This is a genomic window from [Mycobacterium] fortunisiensis (assembly GCF_019050325.1).
GTDB lineage: Bacteria > Actinomycetota > Actinomycetes > Mycobacteriales > Mycobacteriaceae > Mycobacterium > Mycobacterium fortunisiensis.
Genome location: NZ_VOMB01000023.1, coordinates 63,102 through 86,963 on the forward strand (window position 1 = coordinate 63,102; position 23,862 = coordinate 86,963).

21 protein-coding genes and 1 pseudogene are annotated in these 23,862 nt (G+C 69.2%); 11 read left to right on the forward strand and 11 right to left on the reverse strand.

What is annotated here, in order from left to right; all coding sequences use genetic code 11:
• Window positions 1–22: 22 nt before the first annotated feature.
• From folP to log, 3 genes are all read right to left on the reverse strand, one after another.
• Window positions 23–919 (reverse strand): dihydropteroate synthase, encoded by an 897-nt coding sequence (gene folP, locus FR943_RS20605; RefSeq protein ID WP_217160125.1) that lies wholly within the window; start codon window positions 917–919, stop codon window positions 23–25.
• Window positions 920–1,042: 123 nt separating this feature from the next.
• Complete coding sequence (gene fadD6, locus FR943_RS20610; RefSeq protein ID WP_217160126.1) at window positions 1,043–2,821, reverse strand: long-chain-acyl-CoA synthetase FadD6; 1,779 nt, start codon at window positions 2,819–2,821, stop codon at window positions 1,043–1,045.
• A 99-nt stretch (window positions 2,822–2,920) separates the two neighbouring features.
• Window positions 2,921–3,478: a cytokinin riboside 5'-monophosphate phosphoribohydrolase gene (gene log, locus FR943_RS20615; protein ID WP_217160127.1), complete on the reverse strand. Its 558-nt coding sequence runs from the start codon at window positions 3,476–3,478 to the stop codon at window positions 2,921–2,923.
• Window positions 3,479–3,596: 118 nt separating this feature from the next.
• Here log and FR943_RS20620 point away from each other — a divergent pair, with 118 nt between their 5' ends.
• From FR943_RS20620 to FR943_RS20635, 4 genes are all read left to right on the forward strand, one after another.
• Window positions 3,597–4,280 carry a TetR/AcrR family transcriptional regulator gene (locus tag FR943_RS20620; RefSeq protein WP_217160418.1) on the forward strand — a complete coding sequence of 228 codons (684 nt, stop codon included), beginning with the start codon at window positions 3,597–3,599 and terminating at the stop codon, window positions 4,278–4,280.
• A gap of 40 nt (window positions 4,281–4,320) precedes the next feature.
• Window positions 4,321–4,704, forward strand: a complete 384-nt coding sequence (locus FR943_RS20625; protein ID WP_217160128.1) for an STAS domain-containing protein — start codon at window positions 4,321–4,323, stop codon at window positions 4,702–4,704.
• Between the two features lie 69 nt (window positions 4,705–4,773).
• Window positions 4,774–6,858, forward strand: coding sequence for an ATP-binding protein (locus FR943_RS20630; RefSeq protein ID WP_217160129.1), 2,085 nt, complete (start codon window positions 4,774–4,776; stop codon window positions 6,856–6,858).
• Window positions 6,859–6,930: 72 nt separating this feature from the next.
• On the forward strand, window positions 6,931–7,794 hold the full coding sequence (locus FR943_RS20635; RefSeq protein ID WP_217160130.1) for a type VII secretion target: 864 nt from the start codon (window positions 6,931–6,933) through the stop codon (window positions 7,792–7,794).
• Here the strand turns inward: FR943_RS20635 and FR943_RS20640 are convergent.
• The 3 genes from FR943_RS20640 to dapE all read right to left on the reverse strand — a co-directional run bounded on the left by FR943_RS20640 (window position 7,778) and on the right by dapE (window position 10,989).
• Window positions 7,778–9,397 (reverse strand): ABC-F family ATP-binding cassette domain-containing protein, encoded by a 1,620-nt coding sequence (locus tag FR943_RS20640; protein WP_217160131.1) that lies wholly within the window; start codon window positions 9,395–9,397, stop codon window positions 7,778–7,780. The genes FR943_RS20635 and FR943_RS20640 overlap by 17 nt on opposite strands.
• A gap of 159 nt (window positions 9,398–9,556) precedes the next feature.
• Window positions 9,557–9,928, reverse strand: a complete 372-nt coding sequence (locus tag FR943_RS20645) for an Hsp15 family ribosome-associated heat shock protein (RefSeq protein WP_217160132.1) — start codon at window positions 9,926–9,928, stop codon at window positions 9,557–9,559.
• The gene (dapE, locus tag FR943_RS20650; protein ID WP_217160133.1) at window positions 9,925–10,989 is read right to left on the reverse strand and encodes a succinyl-diaminopimelate desuccinylase; all 1,065 of its coding nucleotides are present in this window, start codon (window positions 10,987–10,989) and stop codon (window positions 9,925–9,927) included. The genes FR943_RS20645 and dapE overlap by 4 nt, the downstream gene beginning before the upstream one ends.
• A 70-nt stretch (window positions 10,990–11,059) precedes the next feature.
• Here dapE and dapD point away from each other — a divergent pair, with 70 nt between their 5' ends.
• Window positions 11,060–12,004 (forward strand): 2,3,4,5-tetrahydropyridine-2,6-dicarboxylate N-succinyltransferase, encoded by a 945-nt coding sequence (gene dapD / locus FR943_RS20655; RefSeq protein WP_308170618.1) that lies wholly within the window; start codon window positions 11,060–11,062, stop codon window positions 12,002–12,004.
• A gap of 69 nt (window positions 12,005–12,073) precedes the next feature.
• On the opposite strand, the gene FR943_RS20660 is transcribed toward dapD, so the two are convergent.
• Entirely contained in the window at window positions 12,074–12,331 is a 258-nt protein-coding gene (locus tag FR943_RS20660; protein WP_217160135.1) for a hypothetical protein, read from the reverse strand.
• Window positions 12,332–12,536: 205 nt separating this feature from the next.
• Complete coding sequence (locus FR943_RS20665; protein ID WP_217160136.1) at window positions 12,537–13,946, reverse strand: acyl-CoA synthetase; 1,410 nt, start codon at window positions 13,944–13,946, stop codon at window positions 12,537–12,539.
• A gap of 70 nt (window positions 13,947–14,016) precedes the next feature.
• Between FR943_RS20665 and FR943_RS26510 the strand changes: the two are divergent.
• Together FR943_RS26510 and FR943_RS26515 are read left to right on the forward strand one after the other, a co-directional pair.
• Window positions 14,017–14,496: pseudogene (locus FR943_RS26510) on the forward strand (DUF309 domain-containing protein); the annotation flags it as partial.
• Window positions 14,488–15,033 (forward strand): NUDIX domain-containing protein, encoded by a 546-nt coding sequence (locus FR943_RS26515; protein ID WP_246585183.1) that lies wholly within the window; start codon window positions 14,488–14,490, stop codon window positions 15,031–15,033. The pseudogene FR943_RS26510 and the gene FR943_RS26515, both read left to right, overlap by 9 nt.
• 3 nt (window positions 15,034–15,036) lie before the next feature.
• On the opposite strand, the gene FR943_RS20675 is transcribed toward FR943_RS26515, so the two are convergent.
• Both FR943_RS20675 and pruA read right to left on the reverse strand, forming a co-directional pair.
• Entirely contained in the window at window positions 15,037–15,996 is a 960-nt protein-coding gene (locus tag FR943_RS20675) for a proline dehydrogenase family protein (protein WP_217160138.1), read from the reverse strand.
• Between the two features lie 2 nt (window positions 15,997–15,998).
• Window positions 15,999–17,627, reverse strand: a complete 1,629-nt coding sequence (gene pruA / locus FR943_RS20680; protein ID WP_217160139.1) for an L-glutamate gamma-semialdehyde dehydrogenase — start codon at window positions 17,625–17,627, stop codon at window positions 15,999–16,001.
• Between the two features lie 84 nt (window positions 17,628–17,711).
• Between pruA and FR943_RS20685 the strand changes: the two genes are divergently transcribed.
• The 4 genes from FR943_RS20685 to FR943_RS20700 all read left to right on the forward strand — a co-directional run bounded on the left by FR943_RS20685 (window position 17,712) and on the right by FR943_RS20700 (window position 22,744).
• A complete protein-coding gene (locus FR943_RS20685) occupies window positions 17,712–19,319 on the forward strand; it encodes a PucR family transcriptional regulator (RefSeq protein ID WP_217160140.1) in 1,608 nt (535 codons plus the stop codon).
• A gap of 87 nt (window positions 19,320–19,406) precedes the next feature.
• On the forward strand, window positions 19,407–20,894 hold the full coding sequence (locus FR943_RS20690) for a carotenoid oxygenase family protein (RefSeq protein WP_217160141.1): 1,488 nt from the start codon (window positions 19,407–19,409) through the stop codon (window positions 20,892–20,894).
• 9 nt (window positions 20,895–20,903) lie between these two features.
• Entirely contained in the window at window positions 20,904–22,124 is a 1,221-nt protein-coding gene (locus FR943_RS20695) for a sensor histidine kinase (protein ID WP_246585165.1), read from the forward strand.
• Window positions 22,121–22,744 (forward strand): response regulator, encoded by a 624-nt coding sequence (locus tag FR943_RS20700; protein WP_217160142.1) that lies wholly within the window; start codon window positions 22,121–22,123, stop codon window positions 22,742–22,744. The genes FR943_RS20695 and FR943_RS20700 overlap by 4 nt, the downstream gene beginning before the upstream one ends.
• On the opposite strand, the gene dapC is transcribed toward FR943_RS20700, so the two are convergent.
• On the reverse strand, window positions 22,741–23,844 hold the full coding sequence (gene dapC / locus FR943_RS20705; protein ID WP_217160143.1) for a succinyldiaminopimelate transaminase: 1,104 nt from the start codon (window positions 23,842–23,844) through the stop codon (window positions 22,741–22,743). The two genes, FR943_RS20700 and dapC, sit on opposite strands and share 4 nt — an antisense overlap.
• Between the last annotated feature and the right edge of the window lie 18 nt (window positions 23,845–23,862).

A 23,862-nucleotide genomic window follows, 5' to 3' on the forward strand; every position in this document is an offset into this window, starting at 1 on the left:
ACCGGCATTTCGGGTAGTGCAGTCACGCCAACCCCCTCACCGTTCGTGCGGGTGCCCGCACTCCCTGGATCGACGCGACCATCTCCAGTACGCGCCGAGTGGGTCCAACCTCGTGTACCCGGAACATGGCGGCGCCATCCGCGGCGGCCAAAGCCGTCGCGGCCAGCGTGCCCTCCAGGCGTTCGTTGAGATCCACACCCAGAGTCTCCCCGACAAAATCCTTGTTGCTCAGTGCCATCAGGACAGGCCATCCGGTCTTAACGAGATCTTTTACGTGGCGCAACAAACTAAGACCGTGATGAGTGTTTTTGCCGAAATCGTGGGTCGGGTCGATCAGAATCCGGTCTCGCGGGACACCGGTTGCCACGGCGTGCTCGGCGGCGGCGGTGACCTCGGCGAGGACGTCGTCGACGACGCCGCGTTCGGTGATCCCGTAGTTGACCCGGAACGGCCGGGTGCGCGGGACCGCACCGCCGGTGTGCGAACACACCAGCCCGGCGCCGAACTCGGCGGCCACCTCGGGCAGGCCCGGATCGGCTCCGGCCCAGGTGTCGTTGATCAGGTCGGCCCCGGCCGCACAGGCTTGTTTGGCGACTGCGGCGCGCCAGGTGTCGACGCTGATCAGCTGGTCGGGATAGGTGCAGCGGAGCCATTCGATGAACGGCACGACGCGGGCGATCTCCTCCTGCGAATCGACCGGCCCGCCTGGACCTGCTTTGACCCCGCCCACGTCGATCACGTCGGCGCCCTCGTCGATCACCCGGGCTGCCGCGGCTTTGGCGGCGTCGTCGGTGAACGTGGCTCCGCGGTCGTAGAAGGAATCAGGCGTCCGGTTGACGATCGCCATGATCAGCGCGCGATCACCCGCCACCGGGCGGCCGCAGAACTGGCCGTTGAACGTCGACAACACGCCCTCCATAGTGCCTGGTGGCTCATCTGCGACAACATTTGCGCCGCATCCCCGCCGTTTTCCACATGGGGGTTGTGGCGACACGGTGCGGGCAACCCAGGTGTAGAAATCGGCGTGGAGTTACCCGCGTGCCTACTTGGGTCGCTTACCGGCCGTCACTTCGTCGGGGTACTCGGGGTAGAACGGCACGTAGCCCTCGTCCCGGCCGGCCAGCACGTAGAGCGGATCGCTGACGTCGGCACCGTAGCCCTGCTTGCGCAGATCGCCCTTCTGGCTCTTGAACGTCGAGGTGTGGGCCAACTCGGCGACCACCCGGACGAACAGCGGCACCGCGTAGGCCGGCAGGTGCTCGTAGAACGCGTCGGCGATCTCCTTGCCGTCGAACTCGTGGCCTCCCTTGAGCTGCACGGCGGCCATGCCGGCACGCCCGCCGGCGCCGGGCACCTCGACCCCGAACACCGTGCACTCGTCGATGGCCGGGTGTCCGGCCAGGGCCGCTTCGACCTCGGTGGTGGCCACGTTTTCGCCCTTCCACCGGAAGGTGTCGCCGAGCCGGTCGGCGAATGCGGCGTGCCCCAGCCCCTGGGAACGCATCAGGTCACCGGTGTTGAACCAGACGTCGCCGTCCTTGAAGGCGTTGCGGACCAGCTTCTTCTCGCTGGCCGATGCGTCGGTGTAGCCGTCGAACGGCTGCAGGGCGTTGATCTTGGAAAGCATCAGCCCGGGCTCGCCGCGCTTGACCTTGCGCAGCCGGCCGTCGGCGCCGCGGGCGGGTTCGCCGCTGTCGGCGTCGTATTCGACGAAGGCCACCGGGCTCGGGCAGATACCGGTGGACTTGGAGACGTTGAAGACGTTGACGAACGCGGTGTTGCCCTCGCTGGCGGCGTAGAACTCGCATACCCGGCCGATGCCGAACCGCTGGGTGAACTCGTCCCAGATGGCCGGGCGCAGCCCGTTGCCGACGATGACGCGGACCTTGTGTGCCCGGTCGGTCGGCTTGGGCGGCTGGTTGAGCAGGTAGCCGCAGATCTCGCCGATGTAGACGAATGCCGTCGCGTCGTAGGAGATGACCTCGTCCCAGAACCGGGAGGCCGAGAACGACTTGCCGAGCGCCAGCGCGGCACCCGAGTTCAGCGCCGAGCCGACCGAGACCGTCAACGCGTTGTTGTGGTAGAGCGGCAGGCAGCAGTAGAGCGTGTCGTCGCTGTGCAGCCGCAGCCCCAGGCCCCCGAATCCGGCCAGGGCCCGCAGCCAGCGGTAGTGGGTCATGACGCTGGCCTTGGGCATGCCGGTGGTGCCCGAGGTGAAGATGTAGAAGGCCTTGTCCTTGGCCAGCACGGCCGACGCGCTGGCCGGGTTGGTGGTCGGCGCGGTGGCTGCCAGCCGCCGCAGCTCCTCGACGGTGATCAGTCCGTTGACCTCGGCGTCGCACTCGGTGATCGGGTCGATCAGATCGGACTCGGCGACCACCGCCGTGGCGTTGAGCAACCCGATGCTGTGGGCGAGCACCTTGCCGCGCTGGTGGTAGTTGAGCATGCCGGCGACGGCGCCGCATTTGACGATTGCCAGCATCAGCAGCACGGCGTCCGGCGAGTTGCGCAGCATCACCCCGACGACGTCGCCGTGGCCGACGCCTTTGGCCGCCAGCACGGCCGCGTACCGGTTGACGGTCTCGTTGGCTTCCCGGTAGCTGATGCGCTCGTCGCCGAATTTGAGGAACACCCGGTCGGCGTACTGGGCGGCGCGCTCCTGGAACACCTTGCCGATCGAGGTCTTCGCGGTGGGCCGGGCCAGCACTCCGGTGAGCACGCCCCGCACGATGACCGGTGCGTCCATCAGCAGGCCGGGCACCTGGCTGGCGAGGTCGAGGAGGCCGACGCTGCTCCTGGTGCCCGAGTTCTGGTCGGTCATGCGGTGTCCCCCTGCGCGTTGTGGTGGGCCTGGCGAATAGGCGCTCGTGTGGCCAACACCTTAAACCGCGCAGGTGGCCACCGTTACCGCCGGTTCCGCCTAATCCGCCACGCAGGCGTCGAGCGCGGCGGCGACCTCGTCGACGACCACCAACCGGTCCAGCGCCTCGGCGCTCACGTAACCCGTGTGGACGAGCCCGCGCAGCCAGTTCAACAGGCCGTCGTAGTGGCCGAACGGGTCGAGCAGTATCAGCGGCTTGTCGTGCATCCCCAGATAGCCCGCCGTCCACGCCTCGAAGAACTCTTCGAGGGTGCCGATGCCGCCGGGCAGCGCGACGAACGCGTCGGATCGGCCCTCCATCACCTGCTTGCGCTCGCGCATGGTGTCGGTGACGACGAGCTCGGCCGCGTCGACGTCGGCGAGTTCGCGGTGTACCAGGGCCTTGGGGATCACGCCCACGGTGTGGCCGTTGGCCGAGCGCGCCGCGCGGGCCACGGCGCCCATCGCCGAGACGTTGCCGCCGCCGGAAACCAGCGTCCAACCGCGCTTGGCGATCGCCACTCCCACCTCGCTGGCCAATGCCAGCAGTTCAGGGTGGGTGGGGCCGGAAGCGCAATAGACACACACCGCCAACTGGCGGCCAGTTTCACCGAACACGTACACAACGTAGAGGGTGCAGGTGAACAGTCGATGTCCGGTGGTCGTGGACGCGGCCGGGTGCGGCGGGGAGACTGAACGGAACTCGTAAGGGGCGATCCTGGTGACTGACGGCTCGATGACCGGCAACGACGAGCAACCGGCGCGGCTGAGCCGCGAGTTCATCCTGGACACCGCCATCGAGCTGATCGACCGTGACGGTCTGGCCAAATTGACCATGCGCCGGCTGGGCACCGCCTGCGGCGTCGAGGCGATGGCGCTGTACCGCTACGTGCACAGCCGAGGCGATCTGCTGACCGGGGTCGTCAACCACATCGTGGACCGGCTGTACACCGATCAACTGGCGGCCCGGCGGCAGGAGGACGGCTGGCAGGACTTCCTGCTGCGGCTGGCCCACGGCGTCCGCCAGATCGCCCTCGACCATCCCGAGGTGTTCCCGCTGGTGGCGACCGAGGCGCCGGAGGCTCCGTGGGTGCGGCCGCCGCTGCGCAGCCTGCGGTGGATGGAAACGTTTCTGGAGACCCTGATCTCCTACGGTTTCGGCGACGTGGCAGCAGTGGCTGCCTATCGCACCTACACCACGTTCCTGGTCGGGCAGTTGCTGCTGGAGGTGTCCGCGCGCGGGGTGGCGCTCAGTGCCGACGAAGCCGTTCTCGACGATGCACCGCGGCCCGACACGTCGCTGGCCGAGTATCCGAACCTGCGCCGGCTGCAGCCCATGCTTGCCGAGGACCACACCACCGACGAGTTCGAGGATGCGCTGGAGGCTCTCCTGGACCGTGTCGAAACCTGGCTCGATTAATCACTGAGCAGGATTGTTTACAACGTAAACCGACACGGTTATGCTCGATTTCACCGTGGAACCCAACCTGCCGGATCGCGAGCTGCGCTGGATGGCTCGAAAAGCTCCCGAAGGCCTGATCACACAGGCGTTCGGAGAAGTCGACGCGCACAATGAGGCCGACTGGCAGCGCATGCTCGTCGAGTCTTCCGATGCCACGCCGGCCTCGGCGCTGCTGGTCATCGACTGCAGAGCCCTGGACTTCATGAACTGTGGCGCACTGGTGGCTTTGGCCAAGCAGACCGTCGACAGCCGCCAGCGCGGCGTCACCGTGCGCCTGGTCGTCCGCCAGTCGGGCATCCGGCGGGTCATCACCGCATGCGGATTGGACGACGTCATCTCGGCGCACGCCGACCTCGAATCGGCGCTGACGATTCAGCGCTGAAATTCGGGGTTGAAATTCGGGGTTGAAATTCGGGGTTGAAGGCGCACGGCCCGCCATAGGATTCGGTGGATGGCTGTCGATTGGGTGATCGCACCGCGTGACCGTGTGCTCGACGGCCTGGAGGCCGGCCTGCAAGACCAGTGTGGCGCAGCGCTACTCGGCCCCGCCGGGGTCGGCAAGACGTCGGTAGCCCGCACCGCGGCCGAGCATCTCGCATCGGATTTCCGCCGGGTCGTGTGGATCACCGGCACCGAATCGACTGCGGCCGTTCCGTTTGCGGCGGTATCGCACCTGATCGACATCCCGGCTGCGGGCCGCACCGCGGACGTGTTGCGGGCCGCCCGCGACGCGCTCGGGTCCGACCTGTTGCTGATTGTCGACGACGCACACCTGTTGGACCGGTTGTCGGCGGCCCTGGTGCACCAACTCGCGGTGAGCGGCGCGGCCACCCTCATTCTCACCGCCTCCACACCGGCGCCCGATGACATTGCGGCACTGTGGGACGACGGGCTGGTCAACCGTGTCGAGATGGCACCGCCGGGCCACGACGACGCCCGCCTGGCCGATCAGGTGAGCACCTATCTGGCCGGCCAGCCCGACAACGCACAGGCGGTATTGCGGTATCTGGCCGTGCACGATCCGCTGCTGCTGGATGACCTGGTGGCGCTGACGGACATCGATGCCGTGGCCACGGCCCGGCAATGCGGTGTGGTGGACATCGACGGCGCGCTGGCGCACTGCACACATCCGCTGTTCCTGAGCACGATCCGGGACGCGATCGGCGGTCCGGGTTTGCGCCGGATGCGCAACACGTTGGTCGAGCGGTTGGCCTCGGCACCACGTGCCGGCGTCGTGGACCGGCTGCGAACGGCGGTTCTGGCTCTGGACAGCGATGTTTCGCTGCCGACGGGAGAGGTTCTCGGCGCGGCGCGGGACGCCTTGCGGTTGGGCGATCTGGAACTGAGTGAACGGTTGGCGCGGGCCGCGGTGGCGTCGAGCGCCGATTCCGGTACCCGTTTCGCGGCGCTGCTGACGCTGGCCTACGCGCTGGCCTGGCAGGGCCGTGGGCGTGAGGCCGATACCGTACTGGGGCAGATCGATTCAGCCGATCTGGCCGAAGACCAGTTGATGGCCTGGGCGTTGCCGCAGGCGGCGAATCAGTTCTGGATGCTGTCCGAACCCGAGCGGGCCACCGCCTTCCTGCGCGCCACCCGGAATCGGCTGTCCAGCCCGGCCGCACAGATCACCCTCGACGCGCTGGCGGCGACGTTCGCGATGAATGCCGGTGCGCCGCAACGTGCGCTGGGGCTGGCCCAGGAGGTGCTGGACTCCCCGAACGCCGACGATACCGCGGTCGGCTGGGCAGCGTCGACGGCCGCGCTCAGTTGCGCGCGGCTCGGCTGCTTCGAGCGGGTGGACACGATGGCCGCGCGTGCCATCGGCGCCGGACATCCCGGCCTGCTGCGGTTCACCAGTGGCTTCGGCCAGACGACGGCGCTGGTGATGACCGGCAGGCTGGAGCAGGCGCAGGATCTGGTCCGGCACATCACCGATTTCACCCAGCTTCTGCAGCCGGGGCGGGCCATCGGTGATGTCCTCACGGCCGATGTCCTGCTGATCCGCGGGCGTTTCGACGAAGCGATCACCTTGTTACGCAAGGCAACTGCCGCTTTGGCGCCGACCGGCTACTCCTGGGGACCGCTGGCCTGGATGCTGCTGGCACAGGCGCTCGGCCAGCGGGGCATGCCGGTGGAGGCCGGAAAAGCCTTGTCCCGAGCGGAATCCCGGCACGGGCTCAAGTCCATGCTGTTCGCCCCCGAGCTGGCCCTGGCCCGAGCGTGGACCTGTTGGGCGCGTGGCGATGCCGTGAGTGCACTGGCCGCGGCACGCGACGCCGTCAAGGCCGCCGAGCGTAGCGGCCAGACCGCGGTGATGCTACGCGCGTTGCACGACAGTGTGCGGCTGGGTGACACCCGCGCCGTCGACGCTCTGGCCAGGGCCGATCTGGATTGCACGTTCGGGCGGTTGACGCACGATCACGCCGTAGCGCTGGCCGCCGGGGACGGCGCGAGGCTGGAGGCGGTGGCGGGCCGCTATCGCGAGGTCGGGATGGTCGCGGCTGCCGAGGATGCGACGCGGCAAGCGCGCACCTGAACTTCCCGCGCAGCAGCCACCCATCCCAACAGTAGAATGCGCAGTTAGACCGCAGGATCGCGAGGGGACCTGATGAACCAGTTCATTGCCGACACCGCCGCCATGGGCACATGGCAAGAGGCAGTCCACGGAGTCGGTCAAGACGTCAGCAGCTTCAAGAACGCCTCCACCGGAACCTCAGACGTTGAATCCAGCCACGGCACCATCGGATTTCCGGCGTACAGCGCGCTGGGCGGCGCCCACTCCGCCCGCGAGGGCGCCCTGGGCGCCACCGGAGCTGCCGCCTCGCGGATGGCCGAATTGCTCGGTCAGGCGTCGCAGGCCTATGAGCGCGGTGACATGGATGCCGCCAGCCGGCTCAAGGCGCAAGCCGATCAGATCGACGGCGCGAGCTCTGCGGCATCGGCCGGTGGCGGTGCCAACCCGGCAAGCGCCACCGGTGGTGGCGCCGGCCAGATGTTGGGCCAGCTCGGTCAGATGGCCGGCCAGATGGCGCAGTCGATCACTCAACCCCTGCAGGGCCTCACCCAAGCCATGTCCCAGGTGCCGCAGCAGGCCATGCAGGGCATCCAGGGCATCGTCGAGGCCGCCACCGGCGCGGCCGGCGGTGGCGCCGAAACGGCCTCGATGGCCGCCGACGTCGGCGGCGCGGGCGCCGAGGAGGCGGTCAAGGCGAGCGCCACCGACCATCAGGGCCCAGGAGACGACAACGCTTCCGCCGATGCGCACGACGCCAACCCCGGCGAGGATGACAAGAAGGACGACGCCGAGCACCGCGGGCAGGACGAAGACCGGGACCGGGCCGAGACCGGCACCGCCGCAGATCGGCAGTTCGATCAACTGGGCAACCGGGCCGCCGCCGGCGTGGCGCCGGAGGACGGCTTCGGCGTCGGGACGGTGCCCACGCAATTCCGCAACGTCACTCGGCCCCAGTAGCGCTCAACACGCCTCCGTCCAACCGGATCCAGCGGTCGATCCCGATGGCCTGCAGAAACCTTTCGTCGTGGCTGACCACCATAAACGCGCCCTGGTAGGCGTTCAGCGCGGATTCCAGCTGGCCCACGCTGACCAGATCCAAGTTGTTGGTCGGCTCGTCGAGCAGCAGCAGGTGCGGGGCGGGCTCGGCGTAGAGCACGCACGCCAGCGTCGCGCGCAGCCGCTCCCCACCCGACAGCGCCGCGACCGGCAGGTTGATCCGGTCGCCGCGAAACAGGAACTGCGCCAACAGATGCATGCGCCGGGTGTGCGACAGGCTGGGCGCGGCAGCGGCCAGACTTTCCGCGACCGTACGGCTTTCGTCCAACAGGTCCAGTCGCTGCGACAAGGTTGCGATGCGCCCGTCGGCGCGCTGCACCGTCCCGGAGTCGGGTTCCAGCGCGCCCTCGATGATCCGCAACAGGGTCGTCTTGCCTGCTCCGTTGGGGCCGGTCAGCGCGATCCGCTCCGGGCCCCGGATGGACAGCTCAATTCCCTTGTCGTCGAACAATTTCCGCCCACCTCGGCTGACCTGCAGGCCTTCACCGGCGAAGACCGTCCGACCAGCCGGCACCACGGTGTCGGGCAGGTCCAGCGCAATCACCGAGTCATCACGCAACGCTCGCTCGGCGTCGTCGAGCCGCGACCGCGCATCGTCGACCCGGCGGGCGTGCACTCCGTCGGCGCGGGCCGCCGATTCCTGCGCGTCCCGTTTGAGCTTGCCCGCCACGATCTTCGGCAGGCCCGCGTCTTTGAGGTTGCGCGCCGCGTTCGACGAGCGGCGCGCGGCCCGCTCGCGGGCCTCCTGCATTTGCCGCTTCTCCCGCTTGAGTTGTTGTTCGGCGTTGCGGATGTTGCCTTCGGCCACCTCCTGCGCAGCCGCCACCGTTTCCTCGTAAGCGGTGAAATTACCACCGTAGAAGAGGATTTCACCACGATACAGCTCGGCGATCTGGTCCATCCGGTCCAGCAGCACCCGGTCGTGGCTGACCACCAGCAGACAGCCGGTGTAGCTGTCCAGCGCGTCGTACAGGTGGTGGCGGGCGTCGCGGTCGAGGTTGTTGGTGGGTTCGTCGAGCAGGAGCACATCGGGGCGATTCAGCAGTTGGGCGGCCAGGCCCAACGACACCACTTCCCCACCGGACAGCGTGCCCAACCGGCGATCGAGGGCCATGTCACGCAGACCGAGGCGGTCCAACTGGGCGCGGGAGCGTTCTTCGACATCCCAGTCGTCGCCGATGGTGGTGAACACCTCCTCGCTGGCGTCGCCCGCGGCCAGCGCCGCCAACGCATCGAGAACCGGGGTCACGCCCAGCACGGCGGCCACGGTGAGATCGCCGGTGAACGGCAGGGTTTGGGGTAGATAGCCGACGGTGCCGTCGACCGTGATCGTGCCCGCGGTGGGCCGGTACTCCGCGGCGATCAGCTTGAGCAGCGTGCTCTTGCCGGCACCGTTGGGGGCGACCAGGCCGGTGCGTCCCGACCCCAGGGAAAACGACAGGTCGGAGAACAGTTCGACGTCATCGGGCCAGGCGAACGACAAATGGGAACAGACAATAGACATGCTGGGACTCCAAGGTGATGCGGGCAGCGGGCACCGCACAGAGGGACAGAAACGAATCGACTCCGGGGATCACCCGGAGATGTCGTCTCCCAGCATGTTCTCGACCCACCTCGGTTGACAGCAGATGCGTTACCCATAGTACGCACGCCTGCAAGCCAATTACGTTCCGAACGTCCCGCGTAGCCGATCCAGTTGGCGCCGTTCACGTTTCGTGGGCCGGCCGGCACCCCGGTCGCGCACCGGCACCGCCGCGAGCATCTCCTTGGGCGGTGGCGGCGGACTGCGGTCGATCAGGCATTCCGACGCCACCGATGCGGCCACCCGTTTGGCGATCGGCCGGATCACCTCCACGATCCGTTCCCGCCCGTCCAGTCGGACCCGCACCTCGTCGCCGGGGCTGACGTGCTGGGCAGGTTTGGCCGGGACGTTGTTGACCCGCACGTGGCCACCGCGACAAGCGGCCGCCGCCGCGGACCGCGTCTTGGTGATGCGCACGGCCCAGATCCAGCTGTCGACCCGCACGCTGCTCATGTCAAATAGCGGTGCAGCATCTCGGTCACCGCGGTGATCTGGGCGACGTCGACCCGTTCGTCGACCTTGTGCGCGAGGTTGGGATCACCCGGCCCGTAGTTGACGGCCGGAATCCCGAGCGCGGCGAAGCGGGACACGTCGGTCCAGCCGTACTTGGCCCGCACCTGCCCGCCGGCCGCGGCCACCAGTGCGGCGGCCGCCGGTTTGGCCAGCCCGGGCAGGGCGCCGGCGGCGGCGTCGGTCAATTCGATGGTGACGTCGAGACCATCGAGCACTTCATGCACATGGGCGACGGCCTGCTCGACACTGCGGTCGGGGGCAAATCGGAAGTTCACGGTCACCGATGCGGCGTCGGGGATGACATTGCCGGCGATGCCGCCGTCGATCCGTACCGCCGACAACCCTTCCCGGTACACACATCCGTCGATGTCGACACTGCGGGGCTGATAGGCGGTGAGCCGGTCCAGCACGGCACCGAGTTTGTGAATGGCGTTGTCGCCCAGCCACGATCGAGCCGAATGCGCCCGGGTGCCGGTGGCGCTGACGATGACGCGAATGGTGCCCTGGCAGCCGGCCTCGATGTAGCCGCCGGAGGGTTCGCCGAGGATCGCGACGTCGGCCTGCAGCCAGTCCGGCAGTTCGCGCTCGATGCGGCCCAGCCCGTTGGCGCTGGACTCGATTTCCTCGCAGTCGTACATCACCAGGGTGAGGTCGTGGCTCGGCTCGGCGATGGTGGCGGCCAGGTGCAGGAAGACGGCGTCGCCGGATTTCATGTCCGAGGTGCCGCAGCCCCACATCTCGCCGTTCTTGATGTGGCTGGGCAGGTTGTCGGCGGCGGGCACGGTGTCGATGTGCCCGGCCAGCAGCACCCGCGACGGGCGGCCCAGATGAGTGCGGGCCAGCACCGCGTCGCCGTTGCGGATGACCTCGAAGTGCGGTGCCTGGGCACGCAGCGCGGCCTCGATCTCCTCGGCGATGCGCTGCTCGTGACGGGATTCGCTGGGGATGTCCACCAACGCGGCGGTCAGTGCGATCGGATCGGCACGCAGGTCTAGCCCCATGGTCACCGAGGCTAGTCCGGCCGGCAGGAGCGAAGCGACCGGGGGAATCGGTCCAGTAACCTTGGCCAACGTGACTGCAGCATCTGGCGTCGGCCTGGCCACCATCACCGCCGACGGGACCGTCCTGGACACCTGGTTTCCCGCCCCCGAACTGAGCGCCACCGGCGACGCCGGCACCGTGAAGCTGACCGGGGACGACCTACCGGCTGAATTCGCCGGCCTGACCGGCCCCGATGCCGATCGCGGTGTCGAGGTGGTGGCGGTGCGCACCACCGTCGCCTCATTGGACGACAAGCCGGCCGACGCGCATGACGCCTACCTGCGGTTGCACTTGCTCTCGCACCGTCTGGTGGCACCGCACGGCGCCAACCTGGACGGCGTCTTCGGCCTGCTGTCCAACGTGGTGTGGACGAACTTCGGTCCGTGCGCGGTCGAAGGCTTCGAGACGGTGCGCGCCAAGCTGCGCCGTCGCGGGGCCGTCGCGGTCTACGGGGTGGACAAGTTCCCGCGCATGGTCGACTACGTGCTGCCGTCGGGCGTGCGGATCGCCGACGCCGACCGGGTCCGTCTCGGTGCGCACCTGGCCGCGGGTACGACGGTCATGCACGAGGGCTTCGTGAACTTCAACGCCGGCACGCTGGGCACCTCGATGGTGGAGGGCCGGATCTCGGCCGGCGTCGTCGTCGATGACGGTTCCGATGTCGGTGGCGGTGCGTCGATCATGGGCACGCTGTCCGGCGGCGGCAAAGAGGTGATCTCGGTGGGCAAGCGCTGCCTGCTGGGCGCCAACTCCGGCCTGGGGATCTCACTGGGTGATGACTGTGTGGTCGAGGCCGGGCTGTATGTCACCGGCGGTACCAAGGTCACCACGGCCGACGGGCAGACCACCAAGGCGGTCGAACTGTCCGGGGCCGACAACCTGTTGTTCCGGCGTAACTCGCTGTCCGGCGCGGTCGAGGTCGTCAAACGTGACGGCACCGGCATCACGCTCAACGAGGCACTGCACGCCAACTAGCGTCTGCCGCCGAGCGTCGGCTTGTGTGTCATGATTCGCGACTTTTTGACACACGAGCCCCCGTTCGGATCAGGTGCACGGAATCCCGTGCGGACCGCCGATCCAATGACCCGGCGGCGAGTTGCCCGGACACCATTTCTTGACCTGGCCGGGCGGCGGGTTCCAATGGCCTCCCGGATGCCAGTCCACCCAGCCCGGCCCCGGGATCCAGGGAATGTTCGGCCCCCAGCCCGGATCAGCCTGAGCTGCACCAGCAGCCAAACCCAGCGAACCAACGCTCAGCGCGCCGGCGATCACTGCCGCTCCGGCGATTTTCTTGAGTGTCATAGGTGGCCTCCAAACTGAGGCTCGGGTTACAGACCGTCGATACCCAAGCTACGCCCTGTGGGTAGCCCGTTCGGCCATCGCCGAATCTTCGCGCAGGGACCGATCTGCAACCTCGGCACATTCCACGGCTCCGAGCGTGACGAAAATGCTGCCCCTCGGCGGCGTGGTGGGGGGCAGACACGCGCGCTCGCGGGGCAAAGAAGAGCTACTGCGCCAGGAGCTTTTTCATCACCTTGCCCATGGCGTTGCGGGGAAGGCTGTCCACCAACCGCACTTCACGTGGTCGTTTGTGGACTGACAGCTGTTGGGCGACAAACTCGACCAAGGTGTCGGGCTCGGCGTCGCCCACCACGAACGCCACGATGCGCTGCCCCAGGTCCTCGTCCGCCAGCCCGACGACAGCGACCTCGTCGACCCCGTCGTGGCCCAGTAGCACGGTCTCGATCTCCCCGGCGCCGACGCGGTATCCCCCGGTCTTGATCAGGTCCACCGACTCACGCCCGACGATGCGGTGCATACCGTCGGCGTCGATCACCGCGACATCGCCGGTGCGGTACCAGCCGTCGGGGTCGAACGCCTCGGCGGTGGCTTCGGGCCGGTTCAGGTAACCGCCGAACACCATGGGGCCCTTGATCTGGAGCCGTCCGATGGTCTCACCGTCATGCGGCACCGGGTCTCCGTCGTCATCGACCAGCCGGGTCTGCACCCCGGCCAGCGGCAAGCCCACCCACCCGGGCCGGCGTTCCCCGTCGACCCGGGTGCTCAGCGTGATCAACGATTCGGTGCTGCCGTAGCGCTCCACCGGGGCGTGCCCGGTCAACCGCACCAGCTCATCGAACACCGGCACCGGCAGCGGCGCGCTGCCCGACACCAGCAGCCGCGCCGATGACAGGGCCAGGGCCGAGTCGAGGTCTTTGACGACGCGTGACCACACCGTCGGCACCCCGAAGTATAGGGTTCCCTGGGCCTCGGCGTAGGCGGCCGGTGTCGGTTTCCCGGTGTGGACGAAGCGGTTTCCGATCCGCAGGGACCCCAGCAGGCCCAGCACCAGCCCGTGTACGTGGAACAGCGGCAGCCCGTGCACCAGGACGTCCTCGGCGGTCCACTGCCAGGCCTGCGCCAAGGCGTCGATGTCGGCGGCGATGGCCTGCCGGCTGATCGGCACGCCCTTGGGCATGCCGGTGGTGCCGGAGGTGTACATGATGATCGCTGTCGCATCGGCCGGCGGTTCGGGATAGCGGTGCCAGGACCGGGCATGCAGCCGCACCGGGATGTGCGGCAGCCCCGCAGGATCATCGTCGTCCTCCGGCTGCTCCCCCAGCCAGGCCTGGGCGCCCGAGTCGGCGAGGATGTGCCGGCGCTCGGTGGCGCCGACATCGGCGGGCACCGGCACCACCGGGACCCCGGCGATCAGGCAGCCGATGATGGCCAGCACGGTCGTCGGGGTGGGTGTGGCCAGGACGGCCACCCGCTGCGCAGACGCCACCCGCTCGGCCACCGACGTGGCGGCGCCGACGAGGTCGCTGCGGCTCAACACGGTGCCGTCGATGCGGACCGCGTCATCGATATCGGCTCCGGCGGCGACCGCCGCGGGGTTCAAGGAGGCCAGCAACACGCCTGTGAGGCTACCGCCGCGCCGGTACCCGGACTCGACAGCCTGCGGCCCAGCCGACAGGCTGGTGGCCATGTCTACCGCAGCTGGGCGCGACCGCGACGAGTCCGGGCGGCCGCGCAGCACCCGTCCCCGCGACGCGCTCGGCCGACCGCTGCCCTACGGCAGTGACGGAGTCGACCGGATCCCCGACGACCTTGAGCTCGCCCCGGCCGAAACGCTCGCCTACGCCCAGGAGTTGCTCGACGCTGGCCAGGCATTCAGCGCGCACGAGGTGCTGGAAGCCGCCTGGAAGAACGGGCCCGAACACGAACGGGCACTGTGGCAGGGGTTGGCACAGCTGGCCGTGGGCATCACCCACGTAGGGCGTGGGAACCGGGTGGGTGCTGCCGCGCTGTTGCGGCGCGCGTCGGCGGGGCTTGCCCTCGTCGAGCCACCGGCGCCCTATGGCGTGGACGCGGTGCGGTTGGCCGACGATGCACTCGCCCTGGCCGACGACGTCGAGGCCGCTGCCGACGTCGAACCGCTGCGGTTGCGTCCCCGCCTGACGGCGGCGATCCGCCGCACCGCGACGCGCGAGGTGTACCGGAACGACTGGTTGACGCTGCGCGAGGACGCGATCGTCCGGCCCGACGGCAGCACCGGCGTCTACGCCGTGGTGGACAAACCGACCTATGCCCTGGTGATCCCGTACGACCCCGCTCAGGATCGGTTCCACCTCGTTGAGCAGTTCCGCTATCCGCTGGGACTGCGCCGCTGGGAGTTCCCTCAGGGCACCGCACCCGAACAGCAGCATCTCGACCCGATTGCGCTGGCGCACCGCGAGCTTCGCGAAGAGACCGGGCTGCGCGCCGAGCGCATGGAACGACTCGGTCAGCTCGACGTGGCCGCCGGGATGAGCAGCCAGCGCGGTTGGGTGTTCCTGGCGACCGGCCTCACCGAGGGTGAACACGAACGCGAGCATGAGGAGCAGGACATGCACAGCGCGTGGTTCTCCCGTGCCGAGGTGGACCAGATGATCCGCGATGGTGAGGTCACAGATGCCCAGAGCCTCGCGGCGTTCACGTTGCTGTCGCTAGGTGCGCGGTAGGGCTCAGCGCCGTTCGGCCAGCGCCCGCAGGAAGAACATCAGGTTGGCCGGACGCTCGGCGAGTCGGCGCACGAAGTAGCCGTACCACTCGTCGCCGAACGGAACGTACACCCGGACATGGTTTCCGGCCTCGGCCAGCCGGCGCTGCTCACCATCACGGATGTTGTAGAGCATCTGATATTCGAAACCCTCGGCGTTGCAGCCGAATTCGTCGGCCACGGCAGGGACCGCCTCGATGATGGTCGGGTCGTGAGAGGCCACCATCGGATAGCCCGAGCCGGCCATGAGTATCCGCAGGCAGCGCAGGTAGGAATCGGTGACGGCCTCGGCGTCGCGGTAGGCCACCGAGGACGGTTCGTCATAGGCGCCCTTGCACAACCGGATCCGGGCGCCCGAGGCGGCAAATTCACCGCAGTCGGCCTCGGTGCGGTGCAGGTAGGCCTGCAAAACCGTGCCGAGCCAAGCGAATTCGGTGCGCAGATCACGCACGATCGACAGAGTGGAGTCGGTGGTGGTGTGGTCCTCGGCATCCACGGTCACCCAGGCACCCACCTCGCGGGCCTTCGCGCAGATGGTGTGCGCGTTCTCGTAGGCGATCTTGGCCCCGTCGCGCGGCAGCGCCTGCCCCAGCGCCGAGAGCTTGAGCGAGACTTCCAACGGTCGCACCGCCGTCGCGGTGTCGCCGCGCTGCGCCAGCCCGTCGAGCAGGGCCAGGTAGGCGGCGACGGTCCGGTCGGCGTCGTCGACGCTGGTGGTGTCCTCCCCGAGGTAGTCGACGCTGACCATGCGTCCTGAATCACGCAGGGCGCCAACGGTGTAGAGCGCATCGGGAATGGTCTGCCCCGCGACGAAGCGGTCCACCACCCGGCGGGTGATCGGCAGCCGTTCGGCGGTGCGGCGCAGTCGTGGGGAACGCGACGCGGCCAGGATCGCGGGGCGGGCCACCCGCTGGAACACGCTCACGGTCAGACCTCCATGTGCGGGTAGGTGTGGGTGGTGGGCGGCACGAAGGTCTCTTTGATCGAGCGGGCCGAGGTCCAGCGCAACAGGTTCAGTGCCGAGCCGGCCTTGTCGTTGGTGCCCGAGGCGCGGGAGCCGCCGAACGGTTGCTGTCCGACGACCGCGCCGGTCGGCTTGTCGTTGACGTAGAAGTTGCCTGCCGCGTTGCGCAACCGGTCTTGGGCCAGCAGCACGGCGGTCCGGTCGTCGGCGATCACCGCGCCGGTCAGGGCATAGCGGGCGCCGGTGTCCACGACGTCGAGGATCCGCTCGTACTCCGCGTCGGGGTAGACGTGCACGGCCAGGATCGGCCCGAAGTACTCGGTGGAGAACGCCTCGTCGGTGGGGTCGTCGGACAACAACACGGTGGGTCGGACGAAATAGCCTTCGCTGTCGTCGTATTCGCCACCGGCGGCGATCGTCACACCGGCGGCGCCCTTGGCCCGCTCGATCGCGGCGACGTTCTTGGCGAAGGCGCGGTTGTCGATCACCGCGCCGCCGTAGTTGGTCAGGTCGGTTATGTCGCCATAGCTGAGCTCGGCGGTGGCCGAGAGGAAGTCGTCACCCATCTGCTGCCATACCGACCGCGGGATGAAGGCCCGGGAGGCGGCCGAGCATTTCTGCCCCTGGTAGTCGAAGGCACCGCGAATCAAGGCGGTGCGCAGCACATCCGGGCGGGCCGAACTGTGCGCGACGACGAAGTCTTTGCCGCCGGTCTCGCCGACCAGCCGCGGATAGGTGTGGTAACGGTCGATGTTCGCGCCCACTTCGCGCCACAGGTGCTGGAATGTGGCGGTGGATCCGGTGAAGTGGATGCCGGCCAGCCGCGGATCGGCCAGGGCCACATCGGAAACCGCAATTCCGTCGCCGGTCACCAGGTTGATCACCCCGGGCGGCAGCCCGGCGGCCGCTAGCAGTTGCATGGTCAGATAGGCCGCGAAAGTCTGTGTGGGCGAGGGCTTCCACACCACGGTGTTGCCCATCAATGCCGGGGCGGTCGGCAGGTTGCCTGCGATCGCGCTGAAGTTGAACGGGGTGATGGCGTAGACGAAGCCTTCGAGCGGCCGGTGGTCGGTGCGGTTCCACACCCCGGGACTGCTGATGGGCTGCCGGGCCAGGATGCCGCGCGCGAAGGCGACGTTGAAGCGCCAGAAGTCGATCAGCTCGCAGGGCGCGTCGATCTCGGCCTGGTAGGCGCTCTTGGACTGGCCGAGCATGGTGGCCGCGGCGATCTTCTCCCGCCATGGGCCGGCCAGCAGGTCGGCCGCCCGCAGGAACACTGCGGCGCGCTCGTCGAACGGCAGCGCGGCCCAGTCGTGGTGGGCGGCCAGCGCCGCCTCGATGGCCGCGGTGGCGTCGGCGTGGTCGGCGTTGGTCAGGGTGCCCAGTCGCGCGTGGTGGCGGTGCGGTTGCACGACGTCGATGCGGGCGCCGCGGCCCATGCGGTGGCGTCCGCCGATGACGTGCGGCAGGTCGATCGGCGCCTCGGCCAGATCGCCGAGGGCGGTGGTGAGCCGGGTGCGTTGCGCTGAGCCCGGTGCGTAGTCGTGAACTGGCTCGTTGGCCGGCATCGGCACGTCGGTGATGGCATCCATAGCGTCCAGAATCCCCGCCGTGACCCACGTAACACTTGTTCGATCCGCCAAGACTTACCGGACGGATCAGTAGAATCAGACAACATGCCGATACCCGGTGTCAGCCTGGGCCAACTGCTGTTGGCTTTGGACGCCACGCTGGTCACGCTCGTGCAGGCGCCCCGCGGCTTGGATGTCCCGGTTGCAACGGCCGCCCTGATCGATTCCGACGACGTGCGGCTGGGGCTCGCCCCGTCCGCCGGCGCGGCCGACGTGTTCTTCCTGCTCGGTTTGTCCGAGCACGACGCGCTGGTCTGGGTCGAACAGCAGAACCTGCGTCGGCCGCCCGCGGCGATCTTCACGAAGGAACCGTCGGCGACGGTGATCAGCCGTGCCGCGGACGCGGGTACCGCCGTGGTGGCGGTCGATCCGCGGGCCCGCTGGGAGCGGCTGTACCGATTGGTCAACCACGTCTTCGAGCACCACGGCGACGGCGGTCTGCACGATTCCGGCACCGATCTGTTCAGCCTGGCCCAGTCGGTGGCCGAACGCACCCGCGGCATGGTGAGCATCGAGGACGCCCAGTCGCACGTGCTGGCCTACTCGGCCTCCAACGATGAGGCCGACGAGCTGCGCCGGCTGTCGATCCTGGGCCGGGCCGGGCCGCCGGAACACCTGGCCTGGATCGCCCAGTGGGGCATCTTCGACGCGTTGCGGGCCCAGCCCGACGTGGTGCGGGTGGCCGAACGTCCCGAGTTGGGTCTGCGGCCACGCCTGGCGATCGGGGTCTTTCAGCCGTCGGCCGACGAACGTCGCGCGCCGGTATTCGCCGGCACCGTCTGGGTGCAACAGGGCAGCCGCGACCTGGCCGAGGACGCCGAGGAGGTGTTGCGAGGCGCTGCGGTGCTGGCCGCCCGCATCATCGCCCGGCTGGCGGCGGCCCCGTCCACGCACGCCGTGCGGGTGCGGGAGCTGCTGGGTTTGCCGGACTCGGGCGAGGCGGCCGCTCCCGCCGAGATCGGGCCGATCGCCCGGGAACTGGGAATCACCGCCGACGGCCGGGCCGCGGTGATCGGATTCGACGGCCGTGCCGGAGGCGCGCGAGATGCCACGGGCGGCGCGACCACCCGGCTGGCCGACGTGCTGGCCCTGAGCGCCAGCGCTTTTCGCCATGATGCGCAGATAACCTCGGCCGGGTCGCGGGTCTATGTGTTGTTTCCCGACACCGGCAAGGCGGTGGCGTCGTGGGTGCGCGCCACGGTGGCGGCGCTGCGCGCCGAGTCGGGTCCGGACCTGCACGCGGTGATCGCCGGCCCGGTGGCCGGATTGGCCGGCGCCGCGGCGGCCCGCGCCGATGTGGATCGGGTGCTCGACACCGCCGAACGGCACCCTGGGACGCTGTCCGCGGTCACCTCACTGGCCGAGGCCCGCACCGCGGTGCTGCTCGACGAGATCGTCACCGCCATCGCCGCCGACGAGCGGCTGATCGATCCGCGGGTACGGACGCTGCGGGACGCCGAGCCGGTGCTGGCCGAAACCCTCGCGGTGTACCTGGACTGTTTCGGTGACGTCGCCGCGGCCGCACAGCATCTGCACGTGCACCCCAACACCGTGCGGTACCGGATCCGCCGGGTCGAGCAGCGACTGGCCGTCTCGCTCAACGACGCCGATGTGCGGCTGCTGTTCGCGCTGAGTCTGCGCGCCACGTCGTGACGGACGCGGTCTGTCCACCGTTCGGTTGACAGACAAATCAGCCGGGAAGTCGTCGCGCGCTCGCTCCCACAGCGGCACCGTGAAGACATGACCACCGAAGCCATCCCGCACGCATCCGAACATCCGTATCTGACCGGAAACTTCGCCCCGGTACACGACGAGGTCACCGTCACCGATCTCCCGGTCACCGGCAGCCTCCCGGATCATCTCGACGGGCGCTACCTGCGCGTCGGGCCCAATCCGGTGAAGCCGCCGGACCCCCGGCACTATCACTGGTTCCTCGGCGACGGTATGGCGCACGGGATCCGACTGCGCGACGGCAAGGCCACCTGGTACCGCAACCGCTGGGTCCGGTCGTCCTCGGTGGCCCGCCAACTCGGTGAGCCGTGGGCCGGCGGTGCCCACACGGCCGGCTTCGACTTCGCCTCCAACACCAACATCATCGGGCACGCCGGTAAGACGCTGGTGCTCACCGAGGCCGGGGTGCGGCCCTATGAGCTCACCGACGAGCTCGACACCGTCGGTCCGTCGGATTTCTGCGGCACCCTGTACGGCGGGTTCAGTGCGCACCCCAAGCACGACCCGAAAACCGGTGAACTGCATGCCGTCTCGTACAACCCGCTGCGTGGCAGCCGGGTGACCTACACGGTCACCGGGGTGGACGGCAAGGTGCGGCACCGGGTCGACATCCCGCTGCCCGCGCAGACGATGATGCACGATTTCACCCTGACCGAGAACTACGTGGTGCTCTACGACCTGCCGGTGCTGCTGGATCTGTCGACGATGGTGAAAAGCGCTCCGGCGCGGGCCGTGGCGAAGCTGCTCACCGGATTCGTCACCCGGCACGCGGCACCGGATTTCGTGTTGCGAGCCGCGATGCGCGGCTCCGAACGCACCGCCACGGTGCCGACCTCGGGGATGCCCTACCGGTGGTCCCCGGAACGTGGCGCCCGGGTGGGCGTGCTGCCGCGCGACGGTTCGGCGCGCGACATCCGCTGGTTCGACGTGCCGCCCTGCTATGTGTTTCACGCCCTCAACGGTTATGACCACACCGGCCCCGACGGTGCGCAGATCGTGCTCGACGTGGTCCGTCACCCGGCCGTCTTCACCACCGGCGATCAGCTGTTCACCGACTCGATCACGTTGGACCGCTGGACCATCGACCTGGGCACCGGGCGGGTGCGTGAGCAACGGCTCGACGACACGTCCCAGGAGTTTCCCCGGCTCGACGACCGTGTCCTGAGCCGCCCGCACCGCTACGGTTACACCGTCGGCTTCGCCCCGGGGCCCGGTGGCCCGCCGACCGCCATCCTGCGCCACGACCTGCACCACGGCAGCACCCAACGGGTCGAGTTCGGGCCGGGCCGGGAACCCGGCGAGTTCGTCTTCGTCCCGTCGGGCCCCAACGCCGACGAGAACGACGGTGTGGTGATGGGTTTCGTCTACGACCGCGCCGAGGACCGCAGCGATCTGGTGCTGCTCGACGCGAGCACGCTGGCACCCGTTGCCACCGTGCATATTCCGGTCCGGGTTCCGCACGGCTTCCACGGCAATTGGGTGCCGTCGGACCGCTAGCATCGGCAGATGACCGAAAACGGTCCGGTGCCACGGGCGACGCTGCACGAGCCGTCGGACTGGCATTGGATGTGGGAAACCTACGTCTGCGGTTTGTGTGTCGCCGCGATCGTGGCGGTGGTGCTGCTCCGGCAGACGTTCGGCGGCAACGTTCCGGTGGCCTGCGCCGCGCTGGCCGCCATGGTGCTGGTCGTTCTGCTGTTCGGCCGCAAGGTGATTCGGGAGGCTGACCCGGTCACCGGGCCGGTGCACACCGCTACGGCGGCTTTCGTCGCGGTGGTGATCGGGCTGTGGCTGGTCGCCATCGTCGCCGCGGCGCCGGCCGTCGCCGCGATCCCGGCGCTGTACCCGCTGATCTTCGCCACCCTCCCCCTGACCGCGGCCCTGACCCTGACCTTCCTCATCACGCTGGCGCCGTTGGCGCTTGCCATCCTCACCCACGGGCCGGCCTGGCCGAGCCTGCCCGCGGTGGTGGCGGCCACGCTCGTCGGGGCGGTCGCGGCCCCGATCATCGGCACCACGATCATGAGCACGCTGCGCCAGCGTCAGCAGCTGACCCAGACGGTCGCCGAGCTGGCCGACAGCCGGGCCGAGGCGGCCCGGCTGTCGCGGCGGGCCGGGGTGGCTGCCGAGCGGGAGCGGCTGGCCCGGGAGATCCACGACACCCTGGCCCAGGGGTTCACCAGCATCGTGGCGCTGGCGCAGGCGGTGCAGGCCGAGAGTGACACCGATCCGGCGGCGGCCGCCCGGCACGTCGAGCTGATCCGCACCACCGCGCGCGACAATCTGGCGGAGGCCCGCACGATGGTGACCCAGTTGACCCCGGCGGCGCTACAGGAGGGCTCGTTGGCTGCGGCGCTGCGCCGCCAGTGCGACACCCTGGCCGCCGAGACCGGTATCGCCGTCGAGGTCGGCATCGGCGACGATCTGCCGCAGCTGGGCATGGCCACCGACGTGGTGCTGCTGCGCAGCGCGCAGGAGGCGATGACGAACGTGCGCAGGCATTCGGGTGCCAGTGCGCTCGCGGTGCAGTTGCGGCCCGTCGCCGGCAGCGTGCAACTCTGTGTGGCCGACAACGGGATTGGTCTGCACCCCGACCATGTCGACGGTTTCGGCCTGCGCGGCATGCGGGCCCGGTTGGCCCAGATCGGCGGCACCCTGTCGGTCTCGACGCCCGAGGGTGGCGGGGTGCGCATCGTGGTGGCAGTACCGGCCGGGCCGACGCCATGACGAGGGTGCTGTTGGTCGACGACCATCCGGTGGTCCGCGAAGGGCTGCGCGGCATGATCGACGCCGAGGCGGATCTGACCGTGGTGGGTGAGGCCGGGTCCGGTACCGAGGCGGTCGTTCTGGCCGGCGAGCTGCGGCCCGACGTCATCCTGATGGATCTGCGGATGCCCGGGTTGGACGGTGTCGCGGCCACCGCGCGGATCCTGGCCGCGGATCCGTCCATCCGCATCGTGGTGGTCACGACCTACGAGAGCGACGCCGACATCCTGCGGGCGGTCGAGGCGGGCGCCACCGGGTATCTGCTCAAGGACGCCTCCCGCGCCGAGTTGGCGACGGCGGTGCGCGACGCCGCCCGCGGCAAGACCGTGCTCGCCCCGGCGGTGGCCGACCGGCTGCTGAACGCCGTCCGCACTCCGGCGGTGGCCTTGTCGGAGCGTGAGGTGCAGGTGTTGTCGTTGGTGGCCACCGGCGCCACCAATGCCGAGGTGGGCCATGCCCTGCACATCAGCGAGGCCACGGTGAAGACCCATCTGCTGCGGGCGTTCCACAAGCTCGGGGTGTCGGATCGCACCGCGGCGGTCACCAGGGCGATGTCGCTGGGCCTGTTGGCACGCGGCTAGGTAAGGCGCGCGACGGCGGCGTCGATGCGTTCGTCGGTGGCCGTCAGCGCCACCCGCACGTGCTGCCCTCCGGCCGGGCCGTAGAACTCACCCGGCGCCACCAGGATCCCGCGTTCGGCCAGCCACCTGACGGTGTCCCGGCACGGCTCGCCACGGGTGGCCCACAGATACAGGCCGGCCTCGGAATGCTCGATGGTGAACCCGGCCGCCTGCATCGCAGGCAACAGCACCCCACGGCGGCGCGCGTAGCGCTCCCGCTGGACGGCTTCGTGCTCGTCGTCGTCCAGGGCGGCCACCATCGCGGCCTGCACCGGCGTGGGCACCATCATCCCGGCGTGCTTGCGCACCGCGAGCAGTTCGGCGACCACGGCGGGATCGCCGGCGACGAATCCGGCGCGGTAGCCGGCCAGCGACGAGGTCTTGGACAGCGAGTGCACGGCCAGCAGGCCGGTGTGGTCGCCGTCGCACACCGACGGGTGCAACACGCTGAGCGGTTCGCCCTCCCAGCTCAGCCCCAGGTAGCACTCGTCGGAGGCGACGAGCACGCCGCGGTCACGGGCCCAGGACACCACCTTGCGCAGGTGGTCGAGGGGCAGCACCTTCCCGGTGGGGTTGCTGGGCGAGTTCAGGTAGATCAGGGCCGGCACCTGCGGCCCCAGCTGGGTCAGCGAATCGGCACGCAGCACCTGCGCCCCGGCCAACAGCGCACCCACCTCATACGTCGGGTACGCCAGTTCGGGGACGACGACGGCATCGCCCGGGCCGATCGCCAGCAGTGTCGGCAGCCAGGCGATCAGCTCCTTGGTGCCGATCACCGGCAGCACGGCGTCCGGCGCCAGATCGGTGATGCCGTACCGGCGGCGCAGCGCCGCCTCGGCGGAGGCACGCAACGCCGGGGTGCCGGCCGTCGTCGGATAGCCGGGGGCGGAACTGGCGGCGGCCAGCGCCTCGCGGATCACCGGGGCCACGTCGTCGACGGGAGTGCCTACCGAAAGGTCGACGATGCCGTCCGGGTGCGACCGGGCCAGTGCCGTGACATCGGCCAGGGTGTCCCACGGGAACTCTGGCAGTGCCGCTGAACGACGCTGTCGCGCTCGCACCACGTCAGTCTCGAAGCC